This is a genomic window from Sinorhizobium kostiense, from assembly GCF_017874595.1.
Classification (GTDB): domain Bacteria; phylum Pseudomonadota; class Alphaproteobacteria; order Rhizobiales; family Rhizobiaceae; genus Sinorhizobium; species Sinorhizobium kostiense.
Map to the genome: position 1 here is coordinate 345,606 of NZ_JAGILA010000008.1, position 21,132 is coordinate 366,737.

The following is a 21,132-nucleotide window of genomic DNA, read 5'->3' on the forward strand; positions in this document are numbered from 1 at the left end:
ACTTCCATGCTGACCGCTACCAAAGACCTCACGCTTCCGACGCCCGACAATTCCTGGGGCACGCATTTTCGCGCCAGCATCTATCTCGGCGTGCCGTTCATCGGCGCCCAACTCGCACAACTCGCGATCAATGCCACCGACGTGCTCCTGGTCGGGCAGCTGGGCGCGACCCAACTTGCCGCGATTATTCTTGCGACGCAGGTCTTCTTCACCATCTTTATCTTCGGCAGCGGCTTCGCGCATGCCGTGGTGCCGATGGTCGCGCAAGCGCAGGGGCGCGGCGACAAGGTTTCGGTCCGCCGTTCGGTGCGTATGGGCATCTGGGTGGTGCTGCTCTACAGCCTGCTGACTACACCGATCCTGTGGATGGCGGAGCCGGTCCTGCTTTTCGCCAGACAGAAACCGGAGGTTGCTGCGCTTGCCGGGGAATATCTGCGAGTCGCGCAATGGGGGATGTTTCCGAGCCTCCTCTTCCTGGTGCTGAGAGCGTTCCTCGGCGGCCTCGAACGCGCTGGCGTGATCCTCTACGTGACGCTCGCCACCCTGGTTCTCAACGCCGTGCTCTGCTACCTGCTCATATTCGGCAAATTCGGATTCCCGGCACTCGGCATAATCGGCGCTGCGATTGCCGCTGTCGGCGTCGCACTCTTCGGCGCTGCCCTGACGATCGGCTATATCGGCAACCGGCCCGAGCTCAACCGCTATCAGCTGTTCGTGCGTTTCTGGCGGCCAGACTGGCCGGTTTTCCAGGAGGTCGTGCGGCTCGGAATTCCGATCTCTCTGACAATCCTCGCCGAAGTCAGTCTCTTCACCGTCGCATCGTTTCTCATGGGCACGATCGGCACGATGGAGCTGGCAGCGCATGGGATTGCGCTGCAATTCGCGTCGATCGCGTTCATGGTGCCGCTTGGTCTTGCGCAAGCAGGCACCGTCCGCGTCGGTCTGGCCTATGGCTGCGGCGACATGCTGGGCGTGAGGCGTGCGGCGGTCGCGGTGCTTGCGCTTGGTTGCGGTTTTGCCGCCTTCAGCAGCACGATTTTCGCGCTCTTTCCCCGTGAGCTCGCGGCGCTCTACCTTGACATGAGCCGGCCCGACGCAGCCGAAGTACTTGCCTTGGCAGGGCCGCTGATCGTGATTGCCGGCGCCTTCCAGCTGATGGACGGCCTGCAGGCGATTGCCGCTGGCATGCTGCGCGGTCTCAAGGACACGACCGTGCCCATGATTCTGGCGATGATCTCCTATTGGCCGATCGGCTTCTTCTGTGCATGGGCCTTTGCCTTCCCGCTCGCTTTCGGTGGCGTCGGTGTCTGGTTCGGCTTCGTGCTGGGTCTGGCGGCGGCGGCCTTGTTGCTCAATTGGCGTTTCTTCCGCCTGCTTCGCTTGCAGGTTTCCGCCGCGGGACTCTGATCAGGCAACGAAAAAAGCCGGACGGGCAGGGGAGACCGTCCGGCTCACAAGTGCGACCCCATCCGGGGAAGTAACGAGGTCGCTGGAAACTTCGTGGGAGAAGTTCCTGAGGCATTCATGTCAAGGTTCAAGGTCCTCGGCCGTAGCCGCTTTCACTTCCTCTTCGGCCTGTTTGCCTCTACCGGCACCGCGCCGGGGTCGTTGGCTTCGTCACGAAGCGCGATCATTGCCGCAAAGGCCGTCGCGAGGAACATCACCATCGAAAACAGAGCAAGTGCCATGACCGTCTCCCTTCATTCGCTAGAACGGCACTCTCCTCGAAAAAGTTCCACCCACTGTGTCCCACTCTACAGGGGTCGGAGTGAAACGATTTTGAACGTCGTGTTCATCCAGCATTCATTCTCCCATTAGCATTCGTTTTCGCATCCCGGCTGTCACGCGGGGAACAGCAGCGCGCCCGCCGTGCCCTTGCGGTTCGCAGCGGTCCATGACAAAAGGCTTCACCAAACGGAAACAGGCGCGATGACCACGGCTTTCTATCCCGGTTCCTTCGATCCGATGACGAACGGGCATCTCGACGTGCTCGTTCAGGCGCTGAATGTCGCGTCGAAGGTGATTGTGGCGATCGGCATCCATCCGGGAAAGACACCGCTCTTTTCCTTCGATGAGCGGGCGGATCTCATCCGCCGGTCGCTCGGCGAGTTCCTGCCGGAGCGGGCGGGTGACGTCGCCATCACTTCCTTTGACAACCTGGTGGTCGATGCGGCCCGCAAGCACGGCGCAACCCTGCTGGTGCGGGGATTGCGCGACGGAACCGATCTCGACTACGAAATGCAGATGGCCGGGATGAACCACCAGATGGCGCCCGACATCCAGACCTTGTTCCTGCCGGCGGGAACGGCGTCTCGACCCATTACGGCCACATTGGTCCGTCAGATCGCGGCAATGGGCGGCGACGTCAGCGCTTTTGTTCCCAAGGCGGTCTACGAGGCGCTGCAGGCAAAACACAGAGCCTGATCACATCACGCAAGGAGAGCCCATGAAAATCCTTCAACTCGCATTTGCCGGCGCGCTGGCGCTCGCCTCCTTCACGGCAAGCGCCCTTGCGCAGTCGAATGATAACCTGTTGACCATCGAACTGAAGGATGGTCCGGTCGTCATCGAGCTTCGCCCGGACATAGCGCCGAAGCATGTTCAGCAGATCAAGGAGCTGGCGGCCGCCGGGGAATATGACAATGTCGCCTTTCACCGCGTGATCCAGGGCTTCATGGCCCAGACCGGCGACGTGCAATATGGGGATATGAAGGAGGGCTTCCGGCCCGAGCTCGCCGGAACTGGCGGTTCCTCGAAGCCCGACTTGCCGGCTGAGTTCTCCAATGTACCGTTCGAGCGCGGCACCGTCGGCATGGCCCGCTCGCAGGACCCGAACAGCGCCAACTCGCAGTTCTTCATCATGTTCGCGCAAGGCGACTTCCTGAACGGACAGTACACGGTCGTCGGGAAGGTTGTCGAAGGCATGGAGAATGTCGACAAGATCAAGATGGGCGATGAGGCCAGCAACGGCGCGGTCACCGATCCCGATCGGATGATCAGCGTAAAGGTCGGCAGATAAGTTACACAGAAGGAGAAGAACCATGGCCGAGATCAAGGATCCGGAGAACACGATCATCATGGAAACCACGAAGGGCAGGGTGGTGATCGAACTCCTGCCGGACGTCGCTCCGGGGCATGTCGCCCGCATCAAGGAACTGACGCGCGAGGGCGCTTATGATGGCGTGGTCTTCCACCGCGTGATCGAGGACTTCATGGCCCAAACCGGCGACGTACAATACGGCAAGACCGGCGGCGAGCACTTCAACCCGGCACGCGCCGGCATGGGCGGCTCCTCAAAGCCTGACCTGAAGGCCGAGTTCTCCAACGTCGCCCATGTGCGCGGCACCTGCTCCATGGCGCGCAGCCAGATGCCGAACTCCGCCAATTCGCAATTCTTCATCTGCTTCACCGACGCTCCCTGGCTGAACAAGCAATATTCCGTTTGGGGCCAGGTCATCGAAGGCATGGAGAATATCGACAATATCAAGCGCGGCGAGCCGGTCCGCGACCCCGACTCGATCGTGTCGATGCGGGTTGCCGCCGACGCCTAATTTGCGCTAATGCACAGACCCGCCCCGGTCGCATGAACGCCGCCGGGGCGGGTTTGCTTTTGTTAGACATCCGGATGCGTGTAGACCTGTTCGACTTCGACCTGCCAGAAACCTCGATCGCGCTGCGGCCGGCGAGCCCACGCGACAGCGCACGCATGCTCGTGGTGCGGCCGGCGCGCGAGCCGGTTCTCGGCGACCACGGCGTTCTCGATCTCCCCTCCTTCCTCAATCCCGGCGATGCTTTGGTTTTCAACGACACGAAGGTCATACCAGCGCAACTCGAGGGCATCCGCAGACGCGGCGAAGACGTCGCCACGCAGGTCTCGCTGACGCTGCACATGCGTGTGGCGGCCGACCGCTGGAGGGCGTTCGCACGGCCGGCCAAGCGGTTGAAGCCCGGCGACAGGATCAGTTTCGGTCACGGCGAAAACGCCTGCCTCCTCGGCGCTCTCGATGCCACGGTGGAGGAAAAGGGGGATGCCGGCGAGGTCACGCTCCGCTTCGATCTTTCCGGACCGGCGCTCGACGAGGCGATCATGAGTGTCGGCCACATCCCGCTGCCGCCCTACATTGCCTCCAAGCGCCCTGATGACGCACACGATCGCGCCGATTACCAGACGATCTATGCGCGTGAGGAAGGGGCCGTCGCCGCTCCGACCGCCGGACTGCACTTCACCGATCGGCTCTTTGCCAAGCTCGACGAGGCTGGCATCGAGCGCCATTTCGTCACGCTCCACGTGGGTGCAGGCACCTTCCTGCCGGTCAAGACCGACGACACGGATGATCACGTGATGCACGAGGAAATCGGCCATGTGGATGCGGCGACCGCGGAGAAGTTGAACGCAGTGCGGGCGCGTGGCGGGCGCATCGTTTGCGTCGGCACGACATCGTTGCGGCTGATCGAAAGCGCGGCGACCGAGGGGGGCGAAATCCGTCCGTGGTCGGGACCGACCGGAATCTTCATCACGCCCGGCTATCGCTTCCGCGCCGTCGACCTGCTGATGACCAATTTCCACCTGCCGAAATCGACCCTGTTCATGCTCGTTTCGGCCTTCGCCGGGCTCGACACCATGCGGGCCGCCTATGCGCATGCGATCGCGGCAGGCTACCGTTTCTATTCCTACGGCGATGCAAGCCTGCTTTTCCGGAAAGACTGAATGACTGACACGTTTCAATTCAGGCTGCTTGCAACAGACGGAACCGCGCGGCGCGGCGAGGTCCTGACGCCGCGCGGTACGATACGCACACCCGCCTTCATGCCTGTCGGAACCGTCGGCACCGTCAAAGCGATGTATCTCGATCAGGTCCGCGATCTCGGCGCGGACATCATCCTCGGGAACACCTACCATCTGATGCTTCGCCCCGGCGCCGAGCGCGTCGCGCGGCTCGGCGGGCTGCACAAGTTCATCCGCTGGGAACGGCCGATCCTGACCGACAGCGGCGGCTTCCAGGTCATGTCGCTCTCGAGCCTGCGCAAGCTCAACGAGCAGGGCGTCACCTTCAAGAGCCATGTCGACGGCGCGCTCTATCACATGTCGCCGGAGCGCTCGATCGAGATCCAGGGATTGCTCGACAGCGACATTCAGATGCAGCTCGACGAATGCGTGGCGCTGCCGGCCGAGCCCGACGAAATCGAACGGGCAATGGAAATGTCTTTGCGGTGGGCCGAACGCTGCAAGGTTGCCTTCGGCGATCAGCCGGGCAAGGCGATGTTCGGCATCGTCCAGGGCGGCGACATTCCAAAACTCCGTGAGCGTTCAGCTCTCGCGCTGAAGGATCTCGATCTCAAGGGCTATGCCGTCGGCGGCCTTGCCGTCGGCGAGCCGCAGCAGGTCATGCTCGACATGCTCGACGTCACCTGTCCGGTGTTGCCGGTGGAAAAGCCACGCTATCTGATGGGCGTCGGCACCCCCGACGATATCCTGAAGTCGGTCGCACATGGGATCGATATGTTCGATTGCGTCATGCCGACTCGCTCAGGTCGTCACGGTCTGGCGTTTACGCGCTATGGCCGCATCAATCTGCGCAATGCGCGCCATGCGGAAGACATGCGGCCGCTCGACGAGCAATCCTCCTGCCCTGCGGCGCGTGATTATTCCCGCGCCTATCTACACCACCTGATCCGCTCGAACGAGTCGCTCGGCGGCATGCTGCTGAGCTGGAACAATCTTGCCTACTATCAGGAACTGATGGCGGGTATCCGCAAGGCGATCGAGGAGGGGCGTTACGCCGACTTCATGGCGGAAACGCAAGAAGGCTGGAAGCGCGGCGATCTGCCTCCAGTATAGTGGCGTAAAACGTATAGGACCTTGTGAGTCCGAGCAGCCGCATTGATCAAGCTTATTGTCGCGACGGTCGTCGCCGACGACGAGCCCCGCAGCAGGAATTGCTTGCCATCTGCACCCCCCCGACGATTACTGCTCCTTATAGCATGGGAGCCATCAAACGGCGATGCGCATCAGCCTTGACTTCGATCAAGAATAGACGACCTGCTTTCGGTATTGTGCTGCATATCACTGCAAACGATGCCATGCGATGCCACAGGATCGATATCAGACCGTACAGGAGTTTGCCGAGCGCCTGAAGGTCAGCGAGGCAACGGAGCGCCACTGGATCAAAGAGGGCGCGTTACGGGCGATCGACATCGGCAAGGGCTGGCGTATCTCCGACGCCGACCTCGATGAATTCCTGCGCCAGCACGAAATGCGCCCGCGCTCGACTCTTCCAGTCGAGATCAACCCTGCCGATCATTCCGACCGACGGGAGCGCTGATGGTTGTTCCCCTTCGTCCTGGCGCCGAACTGGTGGTGGACGACGGCTGTACCGCACGATGAAGGGATTTGTGCATGCAGATTGACGATCCCCACAGTACATCGGTGGAAACCTGCCTTGAATTGCTCGACGCAAGCACCGGGGGTCTCAGCCGGACGGAGGCCGCACGAAGGCTGCACGCTTTCGGGCCGAACCGGCTGCCCGAGACACGCCGGCGTGGACGGCTGCTTCGGTTTTTGGCGCAGTTCCACAATCTTCTGATCTATGTGCTGCTTGGCGCGGCGGCGGTGACCGCTCTGCTTCAGCACTGGGTCGATACCGGCGTGATCCTGGCAGTGGTGCTGGCCAATGCCGTGATCGGCCATCTGCAGGAGGGCAAGGCCGAGGCGGCGATGGCGGCGATCAGGAACATACTGGCGCCGCATGCGTCGGTCTTGCGGGACGGCGCCCGGATGACAGTGGATGGCACCGACCTCGTGCCGGGCGACATTGTGGTGCTGGAGGCGGGCGACAAGGTTCCGGCCGACCTTCGCCTGATCGAGGCGCGGGGCCTCTCCGCGCAGGAGGCGATCCTGACCGGTGAATCCGTTCCGGTTGAGAAAACCGTGCCATCCGTGGCCGCCCACGCCCCGCTCGGCGACCGTCGCTCCATGCTGTGGTCGGGTACGCTGGTCACGCAGGGCACGGCCAAAGGCCTGGTCGTCCACACCGGTGGCGCCACCGAGATCGGCCGGATCGGCGGGCTTGTGGAAGGCGTCGAGCAATTGACGACGCCGCTCGTCGCGCAGATGGATAATTTCGCACGGTGGCTGTCGTTCCTGATCCTGCTGATCGCCGCACTCCTTCTGGTTTACGGCTACTTCATCGGTCACCACGCGTTCGGCGAGATGCTCATGGTAGTGATCGGCGTCGCGGTAGCGGCGATCCCCGAGGGCCTGCCCGCCGTCATGACCATCACGCTGGCCATTGGCGTGCAAGCCATGGCGCGACGTCATGCCATAGTCCGCCACCTGCCTGCGATCGAGGCCATCGGCTCTGTCTCGGTCATCTGCACCGACAAGACCGGGACACTGACCCGCAACGAGATGCTCGTTGCGGTGGTCGAGACGCCCGACGGCATTTTCGAGATTGCAGGCGAGGGCTATGCCCCGGCTGGCGCCGTCACGCCTGCGGGCGACCTTTCACGTCTGGCGCGCGCGGCACTGCTGTGCAACGACGCGGCAATTACCTGCCGAGACGGGATTTGGATTGCCGAGGGCGATCCGATGGAAGGGGCTCTGCTGGCCTTCGCGGGGAAGGTGATCGGTGATCACCGGCCAGACGGCCGGCGGCTGGATGCCATCCCCTTCGATTCCCGTCATCGCTTCATGGCCGTGCTGAGCGAAGGCCAGGGCGGCGGCCTCGTTCATGTGAAGGGAGCGCCCGAGCGGGTCCTGCGGATGTGTGGCGGCATAGACTTGTCCGATTGGCACGAGCGCGCTGAGATTATGGCTTCCCGGGGTCTTCGCGTTCTGGCTCTGGCGGAGCGAAAGGAGAGCGGCGAGGAGATCGATCCCGCAGCGCTCGAAGGCGGCCTCACTTTTCTCGGCCTTGTCGGCCTCATCGATCCGCCACGTCCCGAGGCCATAGCCGCCGTTGCCGAATGCCGGGCTGCGGGGATCCGCGTCAAGATGATCACCGGAGACCATGCCGGAACCGCCGCCGCCATCGCGGCCCGGATCGGCTTGGAGAACTCCAGCCGGGTGTTGACCGGCGCGGACCTCGACAAGCTGGACGATGCGCAGCTGGCGTTAGAGGTCGCGGGAGTGGACGTGTTTGCCCGCACCAGCCCGGAGCACAAGCTGCGCCTGGTCATGGCCCTTCAGGCGAACGGACTGTCGGTCGCCATGACCGGCGACGGTGTCAACGACGCACCGGCACTGAAACGCGCCGATGCAGGCATCGCTATGGGGCAGAAAGGATCGGAGGCCGCCAAAGAGGCGGCCGATCTCGTTCTTGCCAACGACAATTTCGCCTCCATAGTCGCAGCTGTGCGCGAGGGAAGGACGGTCTATGACAACCTGACGAAAGTCATCAGCTGGACGCTGCCGACGAACGCGGGCGAGTCGGTGGTGGTGGTTCTGGCGCTGCTCGCGGGCCTCGCCTTGCCGGTCACGGCAGTACAGATTCTCTGGATCAACCTCATAACCGCCATCACGCTCGGTCTGGCGCTCGCCTTCGAGCCCAGTGAGCCCGGCTCCATGGCCAGACCCCCACGTCGCCGCGATGCGCCGATCCTCTCGGGTAGTCTGGTCTGGCATGTGGTGCTGGTGGCGATGCTGTTTCTCGCCGCGGTTTTCGGTATCTTCAGCTATGCCGTCGACCGGGGCTATCCCCTCGCGCTCGCGCAGACCATGGCCATGAACACGGTGGTGGTGCTGGAAATCTTCCACCTGTTCTTCATCCGCAATATTTACAGTACCTCCCTCACCTGGGCGGCCGCGCAGGGTACCAAAGTCGTCTGGAGGGTGATCATCGCCATCACCATCGCCCAGTTCGCAGTCACCTACGTGCCGGCGTTGCAGGCCGTCCTCGGCACACGTCCCGTACCCCTCATGGACGGCGTGCTGATTCTCGTCGTCGGCGCCGTGTTCTTCGCGATCATCGAGATCGAAAAGCAGATCAGGCTGGGGTTGCGACGATGAAGGCACTGCAGGCCCGGTCTGCGTCCTTTGACCTGGCTGAAATCGCTGCTTTTCGCCGACTGGCCGTCACTGCGCGCTGCGCCGTCGCACAGCACAGCAGGCGATGTAGGCTTTACCCGAGCCGCAGGGGCAGGGATCCTTGCTTCGCCGCTGCAGGCGGGCAATGAGCGGCAGCAAGACGGCCGAGGGCACCAATGCGGTAAGCGCGATTGCGAGCTTGGAAGAAAGTCCGGGAATGACGAGACGGCGACGCTTCTTGAACCCGCGCCATGCGCATTCGGCAACGTACTCGGAATCGAGCTTCGGCAGGACCTTGAAGAGCGCCGCCCTGTTGGCGCCCGATCGCTCGAGGAATTCGGTCGAGACCGGCCCGGGCGCTACACAGGTGACCGTGACGCCGGTGCGGTGGACTTCCTCGTGAAGCGCCTCCGAGAAGGAGCGAACGAATCCCTTGCTTGCATAGTAAAGGGCCATGAAAGGGCCGGGGGTGAAGCTCGCGACCGACCCGAGATTGATGACGCCGCCACGGCCGCGCGCCACCATGCCGGGCAGGAAGCGCAGGGTGAGCTCGGTCAGTGCGCGAATGTTGAGATCGACGATCCCCAGTTGCTCATCAAGGGGCATGACCGCCGCGCCGCCGCGCAAGCCGTAGCCCGCACTGTTGACGAGCACGTCGCAAACGAGATCGTTTTCTGACAGGAATGCCTCGAGGCGACGTGCGGCGCCTTCCGCCATGAGATCCAGTGCAAGCGTGAAGACCGACCGCGCGGTATTGCCGAGATCGGCTGCGGCCGCGGCAAGCGCCTCCGGCGAGCGCGCCACCAGAACCACTGTTGCGCCCTCGCGCGCAGCCACCTCGGCGATTGCCTTGCCGATGCCCCGTGAGGCGCCGATCACGACCACGGCCGGCCGGGAAATGCCATTGCCGTTCATGTCGCCGAACCGCTCAGCCGCGCATTCGCGGGCTCGTTTTGTGCGAGGCTCGCCACTTCGGCGGCGATTTCGCCGTTCAGGATTCTCTCGAATCGCTCGAGCGCCCGGGCGACATTGGCGCCGTCCATGACCCTGTGATCGTAATGGATACGAACGGTGACAGCGCCCTGGTCGCTGATCGGGCCGTAGTTGAAGAGCGTCGTCAAGGGGGTCAAGGGGTTCAGCGACTCGGCCCCGAGACCGGAATAGACGGACAACTGAAAGGTGCCGAAATGGCGCGCGCGCTGCCGTCCGAGATTGAGGCCCAGCCACATGAGCAGCCATCGGATGGGCGCTGGCGCGCGGGCAATCTTCAAAGCGCGCCGGAATTCCTTGATCTCGAGGACAGGGCGTTTCCGCGCCGCGTCGATCGATGCGCCAAGCTCCGTAATAGTACGCCGCTCGGGGTTCTTGATGAGGCTCAATAGGACGACGCGTTCGCCTTCGTATTCGCGCTCATGGGCGATGGAGGCAACGCTTCCCGGATATTCATAGAGCTGCGGCCTCGGCAGCTTGACGTAGGCGCGCCGCAATTCCGGCGTCTCCATCGCAAGGAGCGCGTACCCCTTCAGGAAGAGTGCCGTCCAGGAAGGTCTCTGCCCGCGAGATATCCTCGCTTGCTGAAGGGGGGCAAGGTTCATCTGCCTTTGAACGCTGACCCGCGGTACCCCGATCGAGAATCGCATCAGGTCACCGACGAGCCGTCTTGGGCCCGAGAGCTTGAGAGCGCGGCCTCGCATCGTGCAACCTCTAATAGATGTAAGGGATGATACGCTTGGTCTTTTCCATGTAGGCGCGATATTGCGGACCGAAGGTCTCCATCATCATCCGCTCTTCCTCGTTGACCCTCAGGAAAAACAGGATGGCGAATCCGACCAGTCCGGCAAGGCCGCCGACCCAGTTCGACAACAGGAAGGCCTGACCGATGCCCATCAGCAGAAACGAGGTATACATCGGATGGCGAACGAAGGCATAGGGACCGTTGCTGACAAGTTCATGCCGATCGCGTATTTCGAGGGTAATCGACCAGTTACGGCCGAGCGCCTTATGCGTTCTGCGAAAAACCCACATGGCTCCGACGAAGGCAATGGCGCCAATGGCCACGGCCCAGGCGCGGGCAGGGTAGTCCGCCGCTTGCGGAATGCCAGTTGCGACATGGAAACCGGGCACGATCCCGAGACCGATCAGAGCGGCTGCGAGGCCGACCTTCTCCGAAAGTGAGCGGCGATGGCTGACGATTTGCACGCGCTTTGCGCGGCGCTCGTACGGACGACGGATGAGATACCAGGCAACGACGCCGAGCACCCACAACGCTTTGCCGATGGCAGCTATAGACATGTTCACTCCGCTTAATGAGGCTTGCGACGATCCGACCGCCAGCGAAGCGGAGATGGTTCGAACAAATCGCGTCAGCCGCCATTCATCTCGCGCAGCCTTGTAATGAATTCTTGCGGCCTAAGCCAGATGTTTGGCGTCTTATAACCCATCGAGCGGGCAATTTCGGCTGTAAACGCGTTGCAATTGTAAAGCGACGCATGCCAAAAGCGGGCCTTGGCCTTCAGCTTTCGAATGTCGGCAACGACTTTCCTGTATTCCGGCTCGGTCAGCATGATGCGCCAGCTTGCCGACCTGTACTCTTCTTCGAGATCGCCGTCGCTCCAGCCCGTCTCGGCAGGCACCGGCAGAAAATGGCCGATGACATAGGGTGCCGTATCGTTGGTCGCTGGAGCAAGGCCCGCCACCTCAGGGCTGACCATGGCTCCTTTTTCGTCGATCCGACCGAAAATCACGTAGGAATGACCATAACTCAGCGCGTAGCGCGAGCGGAACTCGATGAAGTACCCTTGCTCCCGCACTTGGGAAGCCAGCTTGGCGGGGCCATCGATATTCGGACTGCTCGAGACGTAACCCGGTTCGGGTTTCTTGTCCTGCGTCTGACATGCTGCTGCGGCGATTGCGAGCAAAACAACTGCTGATATGCGGATTACGACAGGTATCATCACGTACTACGCTCTGTCCCTGAGCTATGGTGAGGCCGAGGCTATCGCCGGCCCGTGCCTTTTCAGGCATTTTTCGACTGCAGGGCAGATCAAGCCGAGCCAGTCGCAAAAGCGTGCCGCGGCGAGGGCTTCTCAGCTCTCTCCGCGGCACCAATTCAGCTATTACTTGAATACCGGTGCGGGTTCAACAGGCTCTGCTGCCACAACGGGCGGCGGGGCTTTGCCTTTACCTTTGCCGATCGTACCGCAGGCGCTGAGGCCAACGACAGAAAGCAACGCAATCGTCAAGACTAGAATTCTGCTCATCAAGTAGTCCTTTCCTCAATAGTGGGAATGGTTTTTCGAAGGCAACACTCCAAGTAATAGTGGCGATTCTCGCCGGGGCCTAGTGCATGAAAGACACAGTTGGTATCAGCTTTGTCGCTGCGGAACTGTCCAACGGGACCTCACGACACATGGCTCATGCTATTTATACCAAATACGCGCAAAAACACCATCATACGATCATCACGGTCGTGCCGACGCCGGCGCGGCTGTACAGATCGACGATATCATCATTCGTCAACCGGATGCAGCCGCTCGATACGGCCTGACCGATCGTCCAAGGCTCGTTCGTGCCGTGCAGCCGGAACATGGTGTCCTGCCCACCTCGATAGAGGTAGAGCGCTGCCGCTCCGAGGGGATTGTGGAGTCCGCCAGAGACACCGCCGGCATACTGCCGAAGGTGCGGTTTTCGCTGCATCATATTTTCGGTGGGCGTCCAGGAAGGCCACTCCGCCTTCCGACCGACCCTTACCCTGCCTTTGAGCGTGCGCCCCTCTTCGCCAACGCCGATGCCATAGCGAATTGCCGATCCCCCGCCCTGGACATAATAGAGAAAGCGCTGCTCCGTATCGACGAGGATCGTCCCCGGAGCCTCGGGTCCGAGGTAAGCCACCTCTTGCCGACGATAGCGGGGGTCGAGACGCGGCCGGGCAGCAATGGCACTTCCCCTCGGACGCTCGGCCGAAACACACCCGGATGCCAGCAAAGCCAGACCGCCCAGCATGAGCATCCGGCGCGTAACGTGATTTTTCCCCATTTTCACCTGCTGAGCGGATTGAGTCTCTGTTACTACATGTGTTTAACACCGCTGCGGGTGCTAGCCAAGCCTTGCATCCTGCACGGGACGGAAAGCCGCATGACCCACGCGATCAAAAATAGGCAGAGGCTGTATTTCATAGTGATCGCAAGACGTTGCGATAACTTGCGAGGTGACCGGGCGGACACGCGTTCAAGGCCCAATCAAGGGGGAGACTCACCAAAATGCCAGACGCAACTGGAGGTGATGAGGCATTCCGGGTTAACCTGCACCAGGGGCAACCGCGTCATCGTGATCTGACGAAACGTATTGCGCCGACCCTTCACGTCTGGTCGACTGACGTCTCGGCCTAAGGCTTATCGCGCCCTTGTTGCGTTCTGGTTCGACGCACAGGGTCGCAAGAGCAGAAGAAGAACAGGGAGGCAGAATGAAACTTCGCTTCGCGGGAAAAGTGGCGATCGTTACGGGCGCGGGCTCGGGGATCGGCGCTGCCATATCACGCCAGCTCGCAGGCGAGGGGGCCGAAGTCCTCGTCTCGGACATCAATGCCGATTCGGCGCGCAATGTTGCGGCCGAGATCCGCTCTGCCGGCGGCAAGGCGCGCGACTTCGCGGTCGATGTCACCGACGCGCACGCGGTGGAAACGCTGGTCAACTTTGCGACCCGGGAACTCGGCGGGCTCGATCTGGCGGTCAACAACGCAGGGATCGAAGCGGCGCGGAAGGCGACGGCGAACTATTCGCTCGAGGAATGGCACCGGGTGATGGACGTGAACCTGCACGGCACGTTCTACTGCATGAAGCACGAGATCGCGGCCATGCTGGCGTGCGGGGGAGGCGCCATCGTCAACGTGTCCTCCATCCTCGGATCAGTTGCCCTGCCCACCGCATCGGCCTACACGGCAGCCAAGCACGGCGTCGTCGGCCTGACGAAAGCGGCTGCGATCGAATACGCGCGAATGGGTATCCGCATTAATGCCGTCGGCCCCGGCTGGATCGAGACGCCGCTCTTGTCCGGCCATCAGGAACTGGCAAACACGAGGCGCCTGGAGGCGCTCCAACCAATGGGCAGACGCGGAACACCGAAAGAGGTGGCGGCGCTTGTCTGTTTTCTCCTGTCCGACGAGGCGAGTTTCATTGCCGGAAGCTATCATCTCGTCGACGGAGCTTATACAGCGCACTAGATCGCTGCCGAACGTCAATGCGCTTTGCTGCGAGCCACGGCCTGCAGTGCGGCGCCTCCTTCTGTAGCAAGGCTGATGCGTCCGCACGTGTCGACACCCTTTCCGACGACGTCGTCGGCCGCGATTGCCATAGTTCGACCCGAGGACATGAACGAGCCATGGAAAATCTTCTCATCTCCAAGCGTGGAATAGTCGTCGCCGCTTCATTGTTGTTATCCGGCGCATGCGCCCATGCTTCCGATAGTGATGCACAGGGCAGCCTTCAGCGCATCGTTGACGAGGCGGTCCGGCCCGTCATGGAAGAGAACGGCGTGCCGGGCATGGCCGTGGCGATCACGGTTCGCGGAAAGAGGCACGTCTTCAACTACGGCGTCGTCTCCAAGGAAAGCGGGAAAGAGGTTACCGACGACACGATTTTCGAGATCGGCTCGATCAGCAAGACCTTCACCGCGACGCTTGCGTCCTATGCGCAGGAAACCGGAGTGCTTTCCCTCTCGGACAGCGCCAGCAAATACTTGCCGGCGCTTGCCGAAAGCAGCTTCGACAAAATCAGCCTTCTTGATCTCGGTACATACGCGGCAGGGGGACTGCCCTTGCAGTTGCCCGGCGAGGTCACACAGGACAATCTGATCGCCTATTACAGGAACTGGCGCCCGGATCATGCTCCTGGAACCTACCGGCGCTACTCGAATCCAAGCATAGGCCTGTTCGGACACCTGGTGGCCAAAAGCATGGACGATCGTTTCGACGATCTGATGGACAAGAAGCTCATTCCGATGCTCGGACTGGCCAATACCTACATCAACGTCCCCGAGAGCCGAATGAGCGATTATGCCTACGGCCATTCGAAAGACGGAAAGCCGATCCGAGTGAACCCCGGCATTTGGGCTTCCGAGGCTTATGGTGTGAAGACATCCGCGGCCGACCTGATCCGATTCGTCGAGGACAACATGAACGGCTCTGGTTTGGATGAGACGCTGCAACGCGCGATCACTGCCACGCACACCGGCTATTACAGGGTCGGGGATATGGTGCAGGGCCTGGGCTGGGAGATGTATTCCTATCCGACGGATCTTGATCGCCTGCTTGCGGGCAACTCTCCGCAGATCACCTTCAAGGCCAACAAGGTGGAAAGACTGTCGCCGCCAATGCCGCCACGCGATAACGTGCTGATCAACAAGACCGGCTCGACAAACGGCTTCGGCGCTTATGCAGCCTTTGTCCCCGCCAAGGAGATCGGCATCGTGATCCTGGCCAACAAAAACTACCCCGTCCCGGAACGAGTTACTGCCGCATATCGGATTTTGACCGCTCTGGACAAGCAGTCCGACCAGGCAGGCGCCGAGTAAGCGGGCGCATCAACTTGTCGCAGCGGCGGTGTACCGCCTGCAATGACCGTCCCGCGGGAAGCAGGCGGCGACGCGCCGCTCGATCGGCCTACTCCTCAAAGCGACCCGTGGCGTCCCGATCGCGTTCATATCGTCTCGTGAGCGGAAACGGCGGCAACCAGGCCTCGCGACGGATGATCCAGCTTTCGTAGGTTGGCATCAATTGGTCGGGAGCATCGAGGGACCCGAGGTTCACTTCGATTTCGTCTGCGGTGCGGGAGAATACGGACGAGCCGCAGCGGGGACAGAAGAACCGCCCGGCGAAGTCGCGTGTTTCGCCATCGATCGTCACCGCATCCTGGGGAAACACCGCAGACGCGTGAAAAAAGGCCCCATGATGCTTGCGGCAGTCGAGGCAGTGGCAAAGGCCGACCCGGTACGGGAGTCCCGAGGCCACAATTCGGACGTTGCCGCACAGGCAACCGCCGGTGAATCGCTCCATGCTGCGTCTCCTCTGAAAACAAGCTACCGGAATGGGTACGTCGAACCGCACTGTCGCTGCAATCGCCCGCTGAGGAAAGGTCTTTCTCGACCGGGAAGGGCAAGGAAACAGTCCTGCGGAAGGTTTTGCTGAAGCTGCGGTGGACCGGTGCGCCACCTGCTGGATGACCATGCATTTCGGCACATTCTGCCAATCGCCTACAGCTATCTTCGAATAGCAGGTCAGATTGACAAGGAACCAAGGACATGGATCGCTTCCGGCCAAAATACGTGACTTTTGATTGCCACGGCACGCTGATCAATTACCAAATGGCGGAAGCCGCTAGGGATCTGTTCGGCCATCTTCTGGATGGACCGCGCATGGACCAATTCATCAGAAACTTCCAGGCCTACCGCATCGATGAGGTAATGCAGGACTGGAAGCCCTATGCCGATGTTGTACATAACGCACTGGAGCGCACCTGCCGCCGCAACAACGTCGCATTCCGTGCCGAAGACGCTGAAACGATCTACAACCTGATCCCGACCTGGGGGCCGCATCCCGACGTGCCCGAGGGCTTGGCCAAAGTAGCCAAGGAAATTCCGCTGGTCATTCTAACGAACTCGATGACGGCCCAAATTCCCTCAAACGTGGCAAAGCTCGGCGCGCCATTTCATGCCGTCTACACCGCTGAAGAGGCGGGGGCTTACAAGCCGCACTTCAAGGCGTTCGAATATATGTTCGACATGTTGGGGTGCGGCCCAGAGGACATCACTCACGTCTCCTCGTCTTTCCGCCACGACCTGATGTCTGCCTATGATCTCGGAATCAAGAGCAAGGTCTGGGTTAATCGCGGCCATGAGCCGGCCAACCCATATTACGAGTACACCGAAATCCGTGATGTGACGCAGTTACCCGGCGTTTTTGGCCTCTAAGGGGGAGGGATGGGCGCGAGGCCTCAGGGCTGAGCGCTCATCTTCGCGTCATAAAGGACACCATCTCCAACGGGCAAGGATCTTTCGAATTGGGTGCTGGTACTGATCGGATCCCCGATGAAGAAGCAGGTCAGCCCAATAGCTCCATGGCCGTCGGGCGGGACCATCTGCCCTTTGCGGCAGCCTCGACCGAGGCCTATTTTCGCGCTGCCGCTGCCATGCTGGCCATGCGGCCGGGCTCACCCGAACCGGACATGTCGGCGGCACTGCTAGAGCGCCACTACGGCTTGGCGGGATCGATCGCGACATTGTCCTCCGAGGTCGAGCGTACCGTTGAGGTCACCCTGTCGGACGGCCGCCGACTGATCCTGAAGACGTCGACAAGACCGGAGGCGATCGACAGCTTTCGTTTCCAAACCGCGGCCATGGCGGGATTACAACGGGCTGCCGGCTTCGTTGCACCCGAAGTGCTCCACACGGCGAGCGGCGCATTGATGTTCGAGCAGGAGGGGGTATGCGGGTACCTGCAGACCCGGATTGAGGGCATTCCGCTGCACCGGGCGATGCCCACTCCGGACCTGCTTTTTCGAGCTGGCAGCGCTCTCGCCCGGCTGGGCTTGGCGCTTGGGCAGGTCGATGCGCCAGCGGCCCACCGCCCCGTTCTTTGGCATGTCGGGTGCTGGCCGCGGTTGATGGAACTGGAGCAATACCTGCCATCGGCGAGCATTGCCGACAGCGTTCGCGTTGCGATGGCGGAGTATGTGGAATTCGTTGAGCCGCAGCTCTCGATCGTGGCGTGGCAGGTCACTCATAATGATCCCAGCCCCTTCAACATGATGGCGACTGACCAGGGAATCGCTTTCATCGATTTTGGCGACGGCTGCTGGAGCCCCAGGATCCAGGATCTGGCGATCGCAGCAAGTCACGTCGTAACGGATCCCGCCCTGCCTTTGGGTGGGGCTGAACATCTTATCGCCGGCTATGCCTCTGTGATTGCGCTTTCGTCACTGGAGGCAAGACTGCTCGTCGGGCTGATGCGGGCGCGGCAAAGCGCATTGATCCTGGTCAATTACTGGCGCGCCCACCTTTTTCCTTCCGACGCCCAGTACATCAAGAAGAACGTCGCGCGTGCCGAGCACGGCCTCTCTATCCTGGCGCCTCTCGGTGTCGCATCGGGGGAGGCGGCCGTCCTCGCGGCAATGTCGTCGTCCTTGCCGTAACCCCATCGGTTTGCTCGACCGGCACGGTCGCCGAACCGCGAACTGATCTAGGTACCTCAAATAGGCAGCAGCACATGTCCACAGATCTTATGCCTAATCGCTACAGACCCGGCGAATCCGACCTTCCCAAGCGCGAGTCCGAGCTGATTGCGCGCCGCGAAGCAGTTCTGGGGGCCTCTTATCGGCTCCAGTACCGCCGGCCCGTGCACTTCGTGCGCGGCGAAGGCATGTGGCTCTACGATCCCGACGGGCGGGCCTATCTCGACTTCTATAACAACGTGCCGTGCCTCGGCCATTGCCATCCGGAAGTCAATGCGGCAATGGCGGAGCAAGCGGGCCGAATAAGCGCCAATACGCGCTATCTCGAGCCAAAACTTGTCGACTATGCCGAGCGGTTGATCGAAACCTTCCCGAACGAGCTCGACCGAGTGGTCTTTACTTGCACGGGGAGTGAATCCAACGATCTGGCCCTGCGTATCGCGCGATTTGCGAGCGGCAACGAAGGCGTGATCGTTTCCTCCTATGCGTATCACGGCACGAGTGCGGCGACCGCCGCGGTTTCGCCGAACCTCGGCGACGCGGTCAAGCTCAGCCCATCCGTGCGCATGGTATCGCTACCCGGGCCGGCTGGCGTGCCGGAAGCCCAGGCTGCGGATTTTTTCGAGGCACAGATTCGATCAGCGATCCTGGATCTGAACCGTCGTGGCATAGGCGTTGCGGCTCTGCTCATCGACAGTATTTTCTCCAGCGATGGTGTATGGGTCGATCCTCCCGGCTTAATTGCCAGCGGAGCTGCGGCGGTGCGCGAGGCAGGTGGCCTCGTCATTGCCGATGAAGTTCAACCGGGCTTTGGCCGAACTGGCGCCCATATGTGGGGGTTCGAGCGGCACGGGATCGTTCCGGATCTTGTTACCCTCGGCAAGCCGATGGGCAACGGATTTCCAATTGGCGCTGTCGTTGGCCGCAAAGCCCCGATGGAGCAGTTCGGCGCCACCTCGCGCTACTCCAACACGTTCGCCGGAAACACGGTCGGAATAGCGACTGCGGACGCCGTTCTGACGATCCTGCAGCGTGACCAGATCCCCCAAAAAGCGCTTGCCATCAGCCAGCACCTCCGAAGCGGGCTGGAAAAGATCGCAAACCAGCATTCCGGTGTTCGCGCAACCCGCAACGCCGGCCTCTTTTTCGGCGTCGACATGGGGCCAGAGGGCGCGCCGGCCGCACGCCGGCGTGCGATGGCTTTGGATGTGGTCAACGCAATGCGGGATGACGGCGTACTCATCAGCACGACAGGGGCCAACGAGGATACGCTTAAAGTGCGCCCTCCGCTCGTTTGCCAGGCCGAGCATGTCGACCTCTTCCTGGCATCGCTCGAGCGCGCCCTCATCAAGGTCGCGGGCTAGTCCGCATATCGCGAGCACGTGACCGGGCGGAGCCTTGCTGTTTAGATGGATAACGTTCGGCTGACATCTGACTAGACCGCCATGCATATTCGCCCCGCCTCATCCGCTGACGCCCCCGCTGTCTGGTCGATCATCGAGCCTGTGATCCGAGCGGGAGAAACCTATACGCTAGACCGTAACCTGAGCCGGGCAGAGGCTGTTGCCTACTGGATGGCGGCAGACAAGGAAGTTTTCGTTGCGGAGGAAGCGGGAGCCATCCTCGGCACCTATTACATGCGTCCCAATCAGCCTGGCGGCGGTCGACATGTTTGCAACTGTGGATACGTCACAGCGCCCGATTCCACGGGTAGAGGCGTCGCACGCCGCATGTGCGAACACTCGATTATAACCGCCCGCGCGCACGGGTATCGGGCAATGCAGTTCAACTTCGTGGTGAGCACCAATCGGCCGGCTATTTCGCTATGGCAGAAAATGGGATTTGACGTCGTGGGCACATTGCCAGGCGCCTTCAGCCACCCGACGCAAGGCTATGTTGACGCCCTCGTTATGTATCAAGCGCTCTAGCCTTAGTGGGACACGGGCCTCTGCCTGGATCTCGGCGACGAGTACTCAGCATGTCATCGAGGCGCTTGTTTAACTCACCTCGGACCGGTGCACTGAACGCAGCGTATCGAGATTCTATAGGGAAGGGAGGTCGTCTCCTGTGTGATCTGGAGGCGGCCGTCGGGATAGTCGCAGACAATGACCTTCTGGCCGGCGAGCGCCGTGGCGAGGTCGGTCGGATCGAGGATGAACATCATCTTGTCATAGCGCAGCGTCAGCGACTGCGACAGCTTGCGGATCTCCTTGCGGCACATGGCGCCATCGAGGTTCTCATGCGCGGCAAACGGCCGATGCATGTCCTTCGGATTGCGCGGCGCCTTGCTAAAGCGGCGATTGAAGCCGGCCATGAACTCCGGCGCATAGTCATTGGCCGCCTCCGGTGGCATTCGATCAGCTTCTCGGCGGCCAACGTTGGTCCGAAATCCCCGTAATGCTCACGCACCAGGTCGAGCACCAGGTTGCGGAAATCCTCGCTGTGACGCCGGTTGCTCGGACGGCCGCGCTTCTTCGAGACGAGACCGTCGGCGCGGCCAGGTCATAGGCCTGCAACAGCCGGTGGACCTGACTGCGGCTAAGACGAAGCAACTCGGCCGCCTCGACGACGCTCAGGCTACGCCCACGAATCCGCTGGATGAGTTCAAGACGATGCAATTCCTTCTGCGACATGGTGGTCAAACAAGACATGACGACTCCGAACGCTCATGGTCTCAACCACGCTTCACGTCGCCAGTCTTCCTTCCAAACGTTGACGTTTGACCAGCATCCCGAGAGGCGACGACTGTCGCATCTCTAACTGGCTCATATGTCGCATTACTAAATAGCCCTGGAGAATCTAATCCAAGTGCAACAATGCCGTGTGAAGGGTAGGGCATCAGCTACTTTCGCGCAAATGTGCCATGAAGACCTCGGCCGGCGTGCG

22 protein-coding genes and 1 pseudogene are annotated in these 21,132 nt (G+C 61.5%); 14 read left to right on the forward strand and 9 right to left on the reverse strand.

The window, feature by feature from the left end; all coding sequences use genetic code 11:
- Positions 1-6: 6 nt before the first annotated feature.
- Positions 7-1,407: an MATE family efflux transporter gene (locus J2Z31_RS25095; RefSeq protein WP_209605798.1), complete on the forward strand. Its 1,401-nt coding sequence runs from the start codon at positions 7-9 to the stop codon at positions 1,405-1,407.
- Positions 1,408-1,559: 152 nt separating this feature from the next.
- Here J2Z31_RS25095 and J2Z31_RS29655 read toward each other — a convergent pair whose 3' ends face one another.
- Complete coding sequence (locus J2Z31_RS29655; RefSeq protein WP_268828530.1) at positions 1,560-1,688, reverse strand: hypothetical protein; 129 nt, start codon at positions 1,686-1,688, stop codon at positions 1,560-1,562.
- Between the two features lie 241 nt (positions 1,689-1,929).
- Here J2Z31_RS29655 and coaD point away from each other — a divergent pair, with 241 nt between their 5' ends.
- From coaD to J2Z31_RS25130, 7 genes are all read left to right on the forward strand, one after another.
- Positions 1,930-2,424, forward strand: a complete 495-nt coding sequence (gene coaD, locus J2Z31_RS25100) for a pantetheine-phosphate adenylyltransferase (RefSeq protein WP_209605801.1) — start codon at positions 1,930-1,932, stop codon at positions 2,422-2,424.
- Positions 2,425-2,446: 22 nt separating this feature from the next.
- Positions 2,447-3,019 carry a peptidylprolyl isomerase gene (locus J2Z31_RS25105; protein WP_209605803.1) on the forward strand — a complete coding sequence of 191 codons (573 nt, stop codon included), beginning with the start codon at positions 2,447-2,449 and terminating at the stop codon, positions 3,017-3,019.
- 22 nt (positions 3,020-3,041) lie between these two features.
- On the forward strand, positions 3,042-3,551 hold the full coding sequence (locus J2Z31_RS25110; protein ID WP_209605805.1) for a peptidylprolyl isomerase: 510 nt from the start codon (positions 3,042-3,044) through the stop codon (positions 3,549-3,551).
- 74 nt (positions 3,552-3,625) lie between these two features.
- The gene (gene queA, locus J2Z31_RS25115) at positions 3,626-4,708 is read left to right on the forward strand and encodes a tRNA preQ1(34) S-adenosylmethionine ribosyltransferase-isomerase QueA (protein ID WP_209605807.1); all 1,083 of its coding nucleotides are present in this window, start codon (positions 3,626-3,628) and stop codon (positions 4,706-4,708) included.
- Positions 4,709-5,839, forward strand: a complete 1,131-nt coding sequence (gene tgt / locus J2Z31_RS25120; RefSeq protein ID WP_209605810.1) for a tRNA guanosine(34) transglycosylase Tgt — start codon at positions 4,709-4,711, stop codon at positions 5,837-5,839.
- A 247-nt stretch (positions 5,840-6,086) separates the two neighbouring features.
- The gene (locus J2Z31_RS25125; RefSeq protein ID WP_209605812.1) at positions 6,087-6,323 is read left to right on the forward strand and encodes a helix-turn-helix domain-containing protein; all 237 of its coding nucleotides are present in this window, start codon (positions 6,087-6,089) and stop codon (positions 6,321-6,323) included.
- A gap of 74 nt (positions 6,324-6,397) precedes the next feature.
- Entirely contained in the window at positions 6,398-9,007 is a 2,610-nt protein-coding gene (locus tag J2Z31_RS25130) for an HAD-IC family P-type ATPase (protein WP_209605814.1), read from the forward strand.
- Positions 9,008-9,073: 66 nt separating this feature from the next.
- Here J2Z31_RS25130 and J2Z31_RS25135 read toward each other — a convergent pair whose 3' ends face one another.
- The 6 genes from J2Z31_RS25135 to J2Z31_RS25155 all read right to left on the reverse strand — a co-directional run bounded on the left by J2Z31_RS25135 (position 9,074) and on the right by J2Z31_RS25155 (position 13,060).
- Positions 9,074-9,940: an SDR family NAD(P)-dependent oxidoreductase gene (locus J2Z31_RS25135; protein ID WP_209605816.1), complete on the reverse strand. Its 867-nt coding sequence runs from the start codon at positions 9,938-9,940 to the stop codon at positions 9,074-9,076.
- Complete coding sequence (locus J2Z31_RS25140) at positions 9,937-10,719, reverse strand: hypothetical protein (protein ID WP_209605818.1); 783 nt, start codon at positions 10,717-10,719, stop codon at positions 9,937-9,939. The genes J2Z31_RS25135 and J2Z31_RS25140 overlap by 4 nt, the downstream gene beginning before the upstream one ends.
- Before the next feature lie 10 nt (positions 10,720-10,729).
- Positions 10,730-11,317: a protein-S-isoprenylcysteine O-methyltransferase gene (locus tag J2Z31_RS25145; RefSeq protein ID WP_209605820.1), complete on the reverse strand. Its 588-nt coding sequence runs from the start codon at positions 11,315-11,317 to the stop codon at positions 10,730-10,732.
- Between the two features lie 71 nt (positions 11,318-11,388).
- Positions 11,389-11,979 (reverse strand): hypothetical protein, encoded by a 591-nt coding sequence (locus tag J2Z31_RS25150; RefSeq protein ID WP_209605822.1) that lies wholly within the window; start codon positions 11,977-11,979, stop codon positions 11,389-11,391.
- Between the two features lie 162 nt (positions 11,980-12,141).
- Positions 12,142-12,285: an ABC transporter gene (locus J2Z31_RS29455; RefSeq protein ID WP_234939637.1), complete on the reverse strand. Its 144-nt coding sequence runs from the start codon at positions 12,283-12,285 to the stop codon at positions 12,142-12,144.
- A gap of 190 nt (positions 12,286-12,475) precedes the next feature.
- Positions 12,476-13,060: a L,D-transpeptidase gene (locus J2Z31_RS25155; RefSeq protein ID WP_209605823.1), complete on the reverse strand. Its 585-nt coding sequence runs from the start codon at positions 13,058-13,060 to the stop codon at positions 12,476-12,478.
- A 427-nt stretch (positions 13,061-13,487) separates the two neighbouring features.
- Here J2Z31_RS25155 and J2Z31_RS25160 point away from each other — a divergent pair, with 427 nt between their 5' ends.
- Positions 13,488-14,243, forward strand: coding sequence for an SDR family NAD(P)-dependent oxidoreductase (locus J2Z31_RS25160; protein ID WP_209605826.1), 756 nt, complete (start codon positions 13,488-13,490; stop codon positions 14,241-14,243).
- 158 nt (positions 14,244-14,401) lie between these two features.
- Positions 14,402-15,592 carry a class C beta-lactamase gene (ampC, locus tag J2Z31_RS25165; RefSeq protein WP_209605828.1) on the forward strand — a complete coding sequence of 397 codons (1,191 nt, stop codon included), beginning with the start codon at positions 14,402-14,404 and terminating at the stop codon, positions 15,590-15,592.
- Between the two features lie 88 nt (positions 15,593-15,680).
- Here the strand turns inward: ampC and J2Z31_RS25170 are convergent, their stop codons facing one another.
- A complete protein-coding gene (locus J2Z31_RS25170; protein WP_209605830.1) occupies positions 15,681-16,073 on the reverse strand; it encodes a GFA family protein in 393 nt (130 codons plus the stop codon).
- Between the two features lie 245 nt (positions 16,074-16,318).
- Here J2Z31_RS25170 and J2Z31_RS25175 point away from each other — a divergent pair, with 245 nt between their 5' ends.
- From J2Z31_RS25175 to J2Z31_RS25190, 4 genes are all read left to right on the forward strand, one after another.
- On the forward strand, positions 16,319-16,987 hold the full coding sequence (locus tag J2Z31_RS25175) for a haloacid dehalogenase type II (protein ID WP_209605832.1): 669 nt from the start codon (positions 16,319-16,321) through the stop codon (positions 16,985-16,987).
- Between the two features lie 89 nt (positions 16,988-17,076).
- Positions 17,077-18,207: a phosphotransferase enzyme family protein gene (locus tag J2Z31_RS25180; RefSeq protein ID WP_234939638.1), complete on the forward strand. Its 1,131-nt coding sequence runs from the start codon at positions 17,077-17,079 to the stop codon at positions 18,205-18,207.
- 74 nt (positions 18,208-18,281) lie between these two features.
- Positions 18,282-19,610: an aspartate aminotransferase family protein gene (locus tag J2Z31_RS25185; RefSeq protein ID WP_209605834.1), complete on the forward strand. Its 1,329-nt coding sequence runs from the start codon at positions 18,282-18,284 to the stop codon at positions 19,608-19,610.
- An 81-nt stretch (positions 19,611-19,691) separates the two neighbouring features.
- Positions 19,692-20,174 (forward strand): GNAT family N-acetyltransferase, encoded by a 483-nt coding sequence (locus J2Z31_RS25190; protein ID WP_209605836.1) that lies wholly within the window; start codon positions 19,692-19,694, stop codon positions 20,172-20,174.
- 21 nt (positions 20,175-20,195) lie between these two features.
- Here J2Z31_RS25190 and J2Z31_RS25195 read toward each other — a convergent pair.
- Positions 20,196-20,897 (reverse strand): annotated as a pseudogene (locus tag J2Z31_RS25195) (helix-turn-helix domain-containing protein); the annotation flags it as partial.
- Between the last annotated feature and the right edge of the window lie 235 nt (positions 20,898-21,132).